Genomic DNA, 9,374 nt, shown 5'->3' on the forward strand with positions numbered 1-9,374 from the left:
CGACGATCGGACAAGCGTGGACGATCACCGCTGCTTCCAGTGGAGTATTGCGGATGAATGATCCTCTGATTACAGTCACATATCACACTGGATTGAAACGTTTTAAGGATCCGTAAGCCCCGTCCCCGTCATCCAGGAGCCGCAATGCCGCGATCCCAGCTCTGGCGCGCGACCACCACCACCGCCCTCGCCGCGACCCTGGTGCTCTCCGGCGCCGCCGCTCCCCCGGCGGGCGCCGCGCCACCACCGGATCTCTCCGGGGCCCACTGGATCTGGTACCCCGAGGGTGACGCGCGGGTGTCCGCCCCGGCCGCGACCCGGTACTTCCGCACCACCTTCACCGTCGCGACCGGCGCGGTCAGCGACGCCCGGTTCAGCGTGACCGGCGACGACACCGCCGACGTTTGGCTCAACGGCAAGCCCCTCGCCTCCTCGGCGCGGGTCGCCGACTCCTGGAAGACGGCGTTGCCGGTGGACCTGCGGCCCGCGCTCGTCCCCGGCGTCAACACCCTCGCCGTCGCGGTCCGCAACGCCGGCGGCCCGGCCGGGCTGCTCGGCCACGTGCACGTCGCGACCGCCTCGGGCACCACCGACCTGACGACCGGCGCCGGCTGGAAGAGCGCGCAGACCGCGCCGGAGGGCTGGGAACAGCCCGGTTTCGCCGACGGTTCGTGGCCCGCGGCCGCGGATCTCGGCGGCTACGGCGCCGCGCCCTGGGGCGCCGGCGTCACCACGCCGGACTCCACCGGCGCCGCTCCGCTCACGGTCGCGAGCGCGACGGTCGGCACGCGGGCGAACCCGATCGGCGTCGACCCGGCGCAGGCCCGGTTCGGCTGGAAGCTGACGTCGTCGGCGTCGCAGCAGCGGCAGTCGGCGTACCAGATCGTGGTGTCCGCCAACGGATCCGACGTCTGGGACAGCGGCCAGGTCGCCTCCGCGCAGCAGGCCGACGTCCCGTACGGCGGTCCCGCGCTCGGCTCGCTGACCGCCTACACCTGGCGCGTCCGGGTCTGGGACGCCCAGGGCCGCGCGAGCGGCTGGAGCGCGGTGCAGCGGTTCGAGACCGCGTTGCGTGCCCCGGCCACCGAGTGGACCGGCGCGTTCATCGGGCGCTCGGCGGCGGGCCCGGACCTCGCCGGGGCCAGCTGGGTCTGGTACCCCGAAGGCGACCCGGCCGGCGGGATCCCGCCGGCGACCCGGTTCTTCCGCAAGACCGTGCAGCTGAGCGCGGCGCCGTCGAAGGCCACGCTCGTGGTGACCGGCGACGACACCGCGACCGTGTGGGTCAACGGCACCCAGGTCAGTTCCTCGCCGCGCACCGCCGACTCGTGGAAGCAGGCCGCCGTCGTCGACGTCGGTTCACTGCTCACGACCGGCGCGAACGTCATCGCGATCAGCAGCGAGAACACCACGCAGAGCCCGGCCGGGATGATCGCGAAGCTGACGGTCGCCGGTGGGCCGACCGTCGTCACCGACGGGTCCTGGAAGGCGAACCAGACCGGGCCGTCCGGCTGGCAGCAGGGCACGTTCGACGACGGCGCGTGGACCGCGGCGCGGGCCCTGACCACCTACGGCAGCGGGCCGTGGGCGTCGAACGTCGTCGTCGCGTCGCCCTCTCCCCTGCTGCGCAAGAGCTTCACGGTCGGCAAGCCGGTGGCGAGCGCGCGCCTGCTCACCACCGCACTCGGCCTGCAGGAGACCCGGCTCAACGGGACCAAGGTCGGCGGCGAGGTCCTCGAACCGGGCTGGACCGACTACACGAAACGGCTGCAGTACCGGGTTTCCGACGTCACCGGCCAGATCCGGCAGGGTGAGAACGCGCTCGGCGCGATGCTGGGCAACGGCTGGTACTCCGGCAGCCTCGGCATCGCCGGGAGCCAGCGCTACGGCACCAAGCCGTGGTACTCGGCGCAGCTGCGGCTGACGTTCACCGACGGCACAGCCGCGACCGTCGCCACCGACGGCACGTGGAAGACCGGCGACGGCGCGATCCGCGCCGACGACCTCTACCAGGGCGAAACCTACGACGCACGGCTCGCGCCGGCGGGCTGGGACCAGCCCGGCTTCAACGACAGCGCGTGGCAGGCCGCCGGGGTCCGCACGGACGCGAAGCCGAACCTGGTGTCCCAAGTGGACAACGGCGTCACCGTGCAGCAGGAGTTCCACCCAGTCGCCATCACCCAGCCCAAGCCGGGCGTGTGGGTCGCCGACATGGGCCAGAACTTCGGCGGTGTCGACCGGCTTTCGGTGACCGGACCGGCGGGGACCACGGTGACGCTGCGGCACGCCGAGGTGCTCAACCCCGACGGCACGATCTACACCGACAACCTCCGGGCCGCCCAGGCGACCGACCGGTTCACCCTCGCCGGCACCGGCGGCGCCGAGACGTACGAGCCGCGGTTCACCGTGCACGGCTACCGGTACGTCGAGCTGACCGGGCTGCCGTCCGCGCCGACCGCCAACACGGTCACCGGCCGGGCGATGTGGACGTCCGGGGCGCAGACCGGCACGTTCACCTCGTCCAACACGATGGTGAACCAGTTGCAGCACAACATCCTCTGGGGTGAACGCTCCAACATGCTGTCGGTGCCGAGCGACTGCCCGCAGCGCGACGAGCGGCTGGGCTGGACCGGCGACATCGGGATCTTCGCCGGCACGTCGACGTTCAACCTGGACGTCGCGAACTTCCTCGGCAAGTTCAGCGACGACCTGACCGACGCCCAGCACGCCGACGGGTCGTTCACCGACGTCGCGCCGGGGGTGCTCGACGGTTCGGGCACGGCGGGCTGGGGCGACGCGGGCGTCATCGTGCCCTACACCCTGTGGCAGCGCTACGGCGACACCGGCGTGATCAACGAGCACTTCGACGCGATGGTCAAGTGGGTCGAGTACCTGCGCTCGACGTCCGGCGCGGACCTGATCCGCGATCACCAGACGTTCGGGGACTGGCTCAACGTCAACGACAACACCGCGCAGGACCTGATCTCGACGGCGTTCTTCGCGTACTCGTCGCGGCTGGTCTCGCGGATGGCGGCGGCCACCGGGCGCACCGCGGAAGCGACGAAGTACGGGACGCTCGCCGACCAGATCGCCGCGGCGTTCACGAACAGGTTCTCGGCGGCGGACGGCACGGTCGGCGCGAACACGCAGACCGGGTACGTGCTGGCCCTGGCGTTCGGCCTGCTCCCGGCGGCACGGGTGCAGCCCGCGGCGGACAAGCTGGCCGCGAAGGTCGCCGCCAGTGGCGGGCACCTGAGCGTCGGCTTCCTCGGCGTGGAGAACCTGCTGCCGGTGCTGGCCTCGCACGGGCACGCCGACGTCGCGTACCAGGTGCTGCTGCAGCCCGGGTTCCCCGGCTGGGGCTACATGATCGGCCGTGGCGCCACGACCATCTGGGAACGCTGGGACGGCATCAAGACCGACGGTTCGTTCAACGATCCCGGGATGAACTCGTTCAACCACTACGGGCTCGGCTCGGTCGGCGACTTCCTCTACCGGTCCGTCGGCGGCCTGTCCCCGGCGGCCCCGGGGTACGCGGCGCTGTCCGTGGCACCCCAGCCGGGAGGCGGGCTGACCTCGGCGAAGTCGTCGTACGAGACGCCGTACGGCGGGGCGGTCAGCGACTGGTCGATCGCCGGCGGCACGCTCACCCTCCGGGTGACCGTTCCGGCGGGCACCTCGGCCACGGTGAAGGTCCCGACGTCCCAGCCGGGGGCGGTCACCGCGCCGGCCGAGGCGGTGCCGTCGGCGGCGGGCACGTACTTCGTGCCTGCCGGGTCGTACGTGTTCACCGCTCCCGCGTGAGACCGGGCCGGTGCCGTCGCGGTGTGCGGCGGCACCGGCCCTCTCGGATCACTGACGCAGGGCGAGATTCAGGGCGTCACCCGCACTGTCCAGGCAGTCGACGCAGATCACGGCGTCGCGCGGGGCGCAGCGCAGCCGGACCAGGGGGCGCCGGAACCCCAGGAACGTGCGGCGTTCGCGGCGGCCGCAGAACTCGCAGACCGGGGCCTGCAGGTCGCTGACCGCGTCGAGGCGCTCACCCGCCTCGTTCGTGCGCTCCTCGCCGTCGCCGACGACCCGCAAGCCGGCCCGGACGCAGTCCAGGCAGATCGGGCCGGCCGGGCCGGGCACCCGGGGCGCCCCCGAGCGCGGGAGCCTGCCGCAGAACCTGCAGGGGCCGCCCGCACCGTTCGTCGCCTTCAAACTGAGGCCTCCTCCGGTCGTGTCGGTCCTCGCCACGCTACGCCTGCTCCACGCGGGGGCGTGACGGCTCTCACGTCACCCGGACGGCTGGCTCGATGTGTACGCGCGCGACTGGCGGGTAACCCACCTCCAAGGCCCTCGTGGCGACAGGCCGATCCGGAAATGTCGCCTGACGGAAGGTGCACCCGATGAACGACAAGATCGAGAACAAGGGCGAAGAGCTCAAGGGCCGGGCCAAGGAGGCCGTCGGCGACGCCACCGGCAACGAGCAGTGGCAGGCCGAGGGCAAGGCCGACCAGGCCAAGGGCTCCCTCAAGCAGGCCGGCGAGAAGATCAAGGACGCCATCAAGGGCGTCAAGGACTGATCTGTTCTTCCCGCAACCGCCGCATCCCGCCTCGCGGGGTGCGGCGGTTTCGCGTCGTGCCAGGATGACCACGGTGATCCGCGCGGCGAAGGGTTGATGTGGTCAAGGGCCTGGTCAAGGGCGTCGGCATGCTCGTGTTCATCGTCGCCGTGGTCGGGGCGACGGCGGGCATCGGCGTGGCGGCCGGCCTCGGGAACACGGTGGTGCTGGCCGGGCTCACCGCGTTGTTCTGCTTCATCGCCGCCACCGGCGGTCCGCTGCGCTCCGACCTCGTGCTGCTCGCCGGCTACGCGCCCGTGGTGGTGGCCGGGGTGGCGGGGCCCCGGTTGCTCGGCGCGGTCTCGGACGTCGCCGCGATCGCGCTGCTGACCGTCGTCGTGTTCACCGCCGCGCTGCTGCCGGCGCTCGGCCCGCGGTTCGTCACGGTCGGGCTCGGGCTGGGCATGGCCTCGGTGTTCGGTTACGGCTTCCAGCTCACCGGCACCGCGTCCGCCGGCCAGATCATCGGCGCGCCCGCGCTCGCCGCCGGGGTGGCGATCGTGCTGCGGCTGCTGCTCGGCATCGGCGACCCCGGCAAGCCCACGCGGGAAGCGCTGGCCGACGCGCTCGCGGGCGGCGGGCGTGACACCGCCGAGCGCGCCGTGCGGCTGTGGCTGGCCGACCGGCCCCGGAAGTGGCAGACCCGCGTACTGGGCGCGGGTGCGCGGGCCCGCGCCACCGCCTCCGTGCTCGACGACCGGCGGCGCACGCTGACCGAAGACCAGGCCACCGCGCTCGGCACGATCCTCGACGCGGCCGACGCCGAACTCGTCCAGCTCGCCGAAGCCGTCCGTGCGAAGGACGCTCCGGACGAGGTTGTCGCGGCCACCCGTCCCGATCTCCTCGTCGACCTGCCCGGCGAGACGCGGCGGCTCGTCGACGAGCTGTGGTCGGGCGTCGACGCGGTCCGCGAGGCCGTGCTCACCCGCGACGAGTCCGTTGTGGACATTCCGCGCCGGGCCGTGCGGACGGCGTTGCGCCACGAGGCGGAAGGCGCGCTCTCCTGGCGTTCGGCTCAGCTGCGGCACGCGGTCCGGTGCGCACTCGGGATGCTGCTCGCCCTCGTGGTCGCGCGGTTCCGGCCGGGCGACCCGCTCACGGTGTCGTTCCTCATGACAACCTTCGCCGTGCTGCAGCCGGAATGGCGCGACACGCTGAGCAAGGCGTGGCAGCGGGTCGGCGGCGCGCTGGGCGGCGCCGTCGTGCTGGCGCTGGTGCTGTGGCTGCTGCCGCACGACGCGCTCCTGCCGATCGCGCTGGTCGCACTGCTGGCCGGGTTCCCGCTGATGCGGAGCAAGCCGACGGTGTTCAACGGGTGCATGGTGCTGCTGAGCGTCGGGATGAACGCGGCGACCAAGCACCTCGACGCGCGGACCCTGCTCGTCGAGTACGTGCTGCTGATGGTCCTGGCCGTGGCGATCGCGCTGCTGTTCGGCTTCGCCGCCGTGCCCGGGGTGCGGAAGCCGTCACTGGCGGAGCGGTTCACCGAGGCCGTGGACGCGACCCGGGCCCTGCTCACCGCGGTCGCCGCCACCCTGCGGGACGACCCCGCCGGACGGCGCGAACTCGGCGTGCGGTTCCGTGCCGCGGCTCGCGCCCAGCAGGACCTGCGGGCGCCGGAGCCGGGCAGCAAGCCGCCCGAGGCCGGGCAGCAGGCCGCACTGGACTCGGCCGCGGAAGGCCTGCGCGGGTTGGCCGCGTCGGCCGGGGCGTTGCTCCTGCGCGGCGGCTCGGGCCCGATGGCGGGGTTCACGGCGTCGGCCGCGCAGGCGTTGCGCGGCTCGTCGGCGATCACGGCACCGGACGAGCCGCTGGACGAGGAGCAGCGCCTGGTGGCCGACACGGTGATCGCGGACGTCCTGCGGGTCCGCCACGCCGCCCCGGCCCTCGGCGGCTAGTGCCGCGTTGCAGGACGCCGGCACGCGCGACACCAGCACTTCGAGCCGACGCCCGCAAGATCGCGGCCGGGCGTTCAGCGTTCGTGGCCCTGGCCCCGACGGCAGAGGCGGCTTCGCGTCCCATCGCGGCACCGTCGCCAACGACCTTCGGACGCGCGACGTCAGAGCATCCGCTCCACGGCGTCCTTCGCGTCCTTGAGCCCCGCGCCCGTGCTCTCGCGGTAGGCCTTGATGGCCTGGATCTTCTTGCCCTCCATCAGGTACTTCCGCACTTCGGGCAGGTCCGCGAGCTGCGGCTGGGCCGCTTCCGCGGCGGCGACGCCGAGGTGCCCGGCGATGGCGTCCAGCTTCAGTTCCATCCGGGCGAGGCGGCGCTCGAGGCGGTTGACCCGCCGGTCGTTGGCCGAGGCGCCCAGCGCGACGGCCGCGACCAGCACGACGACGGCCAGCAGCGTGTAGTCCATGGTGGACATCGTAGGCGAGCCGTCGCGCGGTTCGCCGGAGGTTCAGCCGGCCGCGTGGAACGCCGTGGCCGCCAGGCCGATCCACTCGGGGTTCGCCCACTCCGGCCAGCGGGCTCGCGCGTCCTGGCCGACCTTTGCCGCCGTCTCCTCCGCGGACGCGCCGGCGGTCTTGAGCCGCGTCACCTCCGCCTGGACGTACTCGAGGTAGCCGCGGATGTCGTGGAGCAGCGTCACATCCGCGATTTCGCCGTGCCCGGGCACGACGATCTCCGGGTTCGGCTCGGCCATGCCGCCGAGCGCGTCGATCCAGCGGCCGCCGTCGAAATCGGTGTCGTGGGGCGGGAAGTACGGCGCGATCGGGAACATCCGGGTCTCCGCGAGGTCGCCGGTGAAGAGCACCCGATCGTCGACGAGGACCGTCTGGTCGCCCGCGCTGTGCGCCGGGCCCCACTCCCGCAGCACGACCCGGTGGCCCCCGAGGTCGAGCTCGGCCCGGCCTTCGTAGACGAAGTCGGGGTCGACGAAGGTGACGTCCTCGAGTTCTTCGGCGATGGCCGGGCCGAGGCCCCGGAACATCTGGACGTACCCGGGTCCCTTGCGGGCCAGCTCGTCGCGCTGCCCCCGGTTGGCGATGATCGTGGCCGAACCCGCGAAGACCTCCGCGCCGAAGCCGTGCTCCGGGTGGAAGTGCGTCGTCGTCAGGTACAGCGGCCGGTCCCCGGCGAGCTTCTTCGCTTGCGCCAGCACGTATTCGCCGTTGCGGCGGCCGAGGCCGGTGTCGACGACCAGCGTGGCCCGCTCGCCGACGACGAAGCCGATGTTGGGCACCAGCGGCACCCGGTTGTCGTGGAGGACGAAGACGCCGTCGGCGACCTCGGCCGGCTCGCCGCGCACGAACGGCGGCGCGGCTTCCGTGACATCGGGCAGGTCTGCGCTCATGCCCGGGCTCCCATCTGATCGGTGTTCAGTTCCACATCTGAACATAGTACAGATTCTGAGCGGCGTTAAGATCAGGTCCATGGCACGCGAGCGGTACCACCACGGAGACCTGCGCGACGCGCTGCTCGACGGCGCCGAGGCGCTGGTGCGCGAGCGCGGGGCCGACGGCTGGAGCCTGCGGGAGGCCACGGTGCGGATCGGGGTCAGCCCGAGCGCCGCCTACCACCACTTCGCGTCGCGGGACGTGCTGGTCCGCGCGTTGTCCGACCGGCTGGTCGCCCGCCTCGGCGAGCGCATGGCCCGGGCCGCCGCGCGCGCCCGGGGCGGGACCCGGCAGCGGCTCGTGGCGGCGGCCCGCGACTACGTCCGCTGGGCGATCGAAGACCCCGCCGTGGCCAGGCTGGTCTTCGCGGCGCACCGCGCCGAGCCCGGCGACGCGGTTTCCCCGCACCCCCACGACGTGTTCGCGGCCGAACTCGACCGGCTGGCCGACGAGGGCGGGCTGCCCGCGTCGGCGCGGCCCGGCGCGGAGATCGTCGTCTGGTCGGCGATGCACGGCCTCGCCACGCTCCTGGCCGACGGGCTGGTCCGCCTCGACGGGCCGCGCGCGATCGACCGGCAGGCCGAGCGGCTGATCGGGGCCGTGCTGACCGGGCTGGCGGAGGAACCCGAGCCGTCGTCTCCCTGGCCGCTCCCCCGGACGTCGCACACCGAGCGGCAGGCCCGCGAAAATGTCGGTGGCCCGGCTTAGAGTGGTCGCGACCACCGACGGGGAGGGCACCATGACCACACTGACCGACCGGCCGAACACCGGGCTGCTGGTCGTCGACGTGCAGAACGGCGTGCTGGACGGCGCCCACGACCGCGAGGCGGTGCTCGCCAACGTCGTGACGCTGGTGGACCGGGCGCGTGCGGCCGGCACCGAGGTCGTGTGGGTGCAGCACACCAGCGACGAGCTCCCGCGGGGCAGCGAGACCTGGCAGTACGTGCCGGAACTCGTCCGCCGCGACGCGGAACCGCTGGTGCACAAGGAGTACGGCGACTCGTTCGAGGACACGGACCTCGAGGAGGTGCTGGCCGCGCGGGGCATCGGCCACCTGATCGTGGCGGGCGCCCAGACCGACGCCTGCATCCGCTCGACCCTCCACGGCGCGATCACCCGAGGCTACGACGCGACCCTGGTCGCCGACGCGCACACGACCGAGGACCTGACGGCGTACGGGGCGCCGGAGCCGGGCGCGGTCATCGCCCACACGAACCTGTACTGGCAGCATCAGACGGCACCGGGCCGGGTCGGTGGCACGGTGACAACCGCGGAGGTGGACTTCGCGGTGAAGACGCCCGCCTGACCGACGGTGCTCTCCGCCTTGATGGTGGACGAGGCCGACAGCGGCACGGCAACCGGGTTCGGGCGGCGGGCCGATCGGTGTCCGGCAGACCGTGTCCCTGCCGGTTGACCATGT

8 protein-coding genes are annotated in these 9,374 nt (G+C 73.0%); 5 read left to right on the forward strand and 3 right to left on the reverse strand.

Annotated elements, in window-relative coordinates; genetic code table 11:
- The first annotated feature begins 144 nt into the window (after positions 1–144).
- Complete coding sequence (locus ACGFMK_RS42500) at positions 145–3,804, forward strand: family 78 glycoside hydrolase catalytic domain (RefSeq protein WP_392775530.1); 3,660 nt, start codon at positions 145–147, stop codon at positions 3,802–3,804.
- Between the two features lie 48 nt (positions 3,805–3,852).
- Here ACGFMK_RS42500 and ACGFMK_RS42505 read toward each other — a convergent pair whose 3' ends face one another.
- The gene (locus tag ACGFMK_RS42505) at positions 3,853–4,134 is read right to left on the reverse strand and encodes a hypothetical protein (RefSeq protein ID WP_392775532.1); all 282 of its coding nucleotides are present in this window, start codon (positions 4,132–4,134) and stop codon (positions 3,853–3,855) included.
- 260 nt (positions 4,135–4,394) lie between these two features.
- Here ACGFMK_RS42505 and ACGFMK_RS42510 point away from each other — a divergent pair, with 260 nt between their 5' ends.
- Both ACGFMK_RS42510 and ACGFMK_RS42515 read left to right on the forward strand, forming a co-directional pair.
- Entirely contained in the window at positions 4,395–4,571 is a 177-nt protein-coding gene (locus tag ACGFMK_RS42510; RefSeq protein WP_247052075.1) for a CsbD family protein, read from the forward strand.
- Between the two features lie 98 nt (positions 4,572–4,669).
- On the forward strand, positions 4,670–6,508 hold the full coding sequence (locus tag ACGFMK_RS42515; RefSeq protein WP_392775535.1) for an FUSC family protein: 1,839 nt from the start codon (positions 4,670–4,672) through the stop codon (positions 6,506–6,508).
- Positions 6,509–6,669: 161 nt separating this feature from the next.
- On the opposite strand, the gene ACGFMK_RS42520 is transcribed toward ACGFMK_RS42515, so the two are convergent.
- Both ACGFMK_RS42520 and ACGFMK_RS42525 read right to left on the reverse strand, forming a co-directional pair.
- Positions 6,670–6,972, reverse strand: coding sequence for a ribosomal protein L7/L12 (locus ACGFMK_RS42520; RefSeq protein WP_392775538.1), 303 nt, complete (start codon positions 6,970–6,972; stop codon positions 6,670–6,672).
- A gap of 42 nt (positions 6,973–7,014) precedes the next feature.
- The gene (locus ACGFMK_RS42525) at positions 7,015–7,911 is read right to left on the reverse strand and encodes an MBL fold metallo-hydrolase (RefSeq protein ID WP_392775541.1); all 897 of its coding nucleotides are present in this window, start codon (positions 7,909–7,911) and stop codon (positions 7,015–7,017) included.
- A gap of 79 nt (positions 7,912–7,990) precedes the next feature.
- Between ACGFMK_RS42525 and ACGFMK_RS42530 the strand changes: the two genes are divergently transcribed.
- Together ACGFMK_RS42530 and ACGFMK_RS42535 are read left to right on the forward strand one after the other, a co-directional pair.
- On the forward strand, positions 7,991–8,662 hold the full coding sequence (locus ACGFMK_RS42530) for a TetR/AcrR family transcriptional regulator (protein WP_392775543.1): 672 nt from the start codon (positions 7,991–7,993) through the stop codon (positions 8,660–8,662).
- 31 nt (positions 8,663–8,693) lie between these two features.
- A complete protein-coding gene (locus ACGFMK_RS42535) occupies positions 8,694–9,260 on the forward strand; it encodes a cysteine hydrolase family protein (protein WP_392775546.1) in 567 nt (188 codons plus the stop codon).
- Positions 9,261–9,374: the final 114 nt, after the last annotated feature.

It is taken from the genome of Amycolatopsis sp. NPDC049252 (assembly GCF_043197175.1).
Taxonomy (GTDB): domain Bacteria; phylum Actinomycetota; class Actinomycetes; order Mycobacteriales; family Pseudonocardiaceae; genus Amycolatopsis.

Coding starts and splice junctions, on each gene's coding strand:
- ACGFMK_RS42535 (WP_392775546.1), top strand. CDS start 8,694: ATGACCACACTGACCGACCGGCCGAACACCGGGCTGCTGGTCGTCGAC.
- ACGFMK_RS42530 (WP_392775543.1), top strand. CDS start 7,991: ATGGCACGCGAGCGGTACCACCACGGAGACCTGCGCGACGCGCTGCTC.
- ACGFMK_RS42520 (WP_392775538.1), bottom strand. CDS start 6,972: ATGGACTACACGCTGCTGGCCGTCGTCGTGCTGGTCGCGGCCGTCGCG.
- ACGFMK_RS42510 (WP_247052075.1), top strand. CDS start 4,395: ATGAACGACAAGATCGAGAACAAGGGCGAAGAGCTCAAGGGCCGGGCC.
- ACGFMK_RS42525 (WP_392775541.1), bottom strand. CDS start 7,911: ATGAGCGCAGACCTGCCCGATGTCACGGAAGCCGCGCCGCCGTTCGTG.
- ACGFMK_RS42500 (WP_392775530.1), top strand. CDS start 145: ATGCCGCGATCCCAGCTCTGGCGCGCGACCACCACCACCGCCCTCGCC.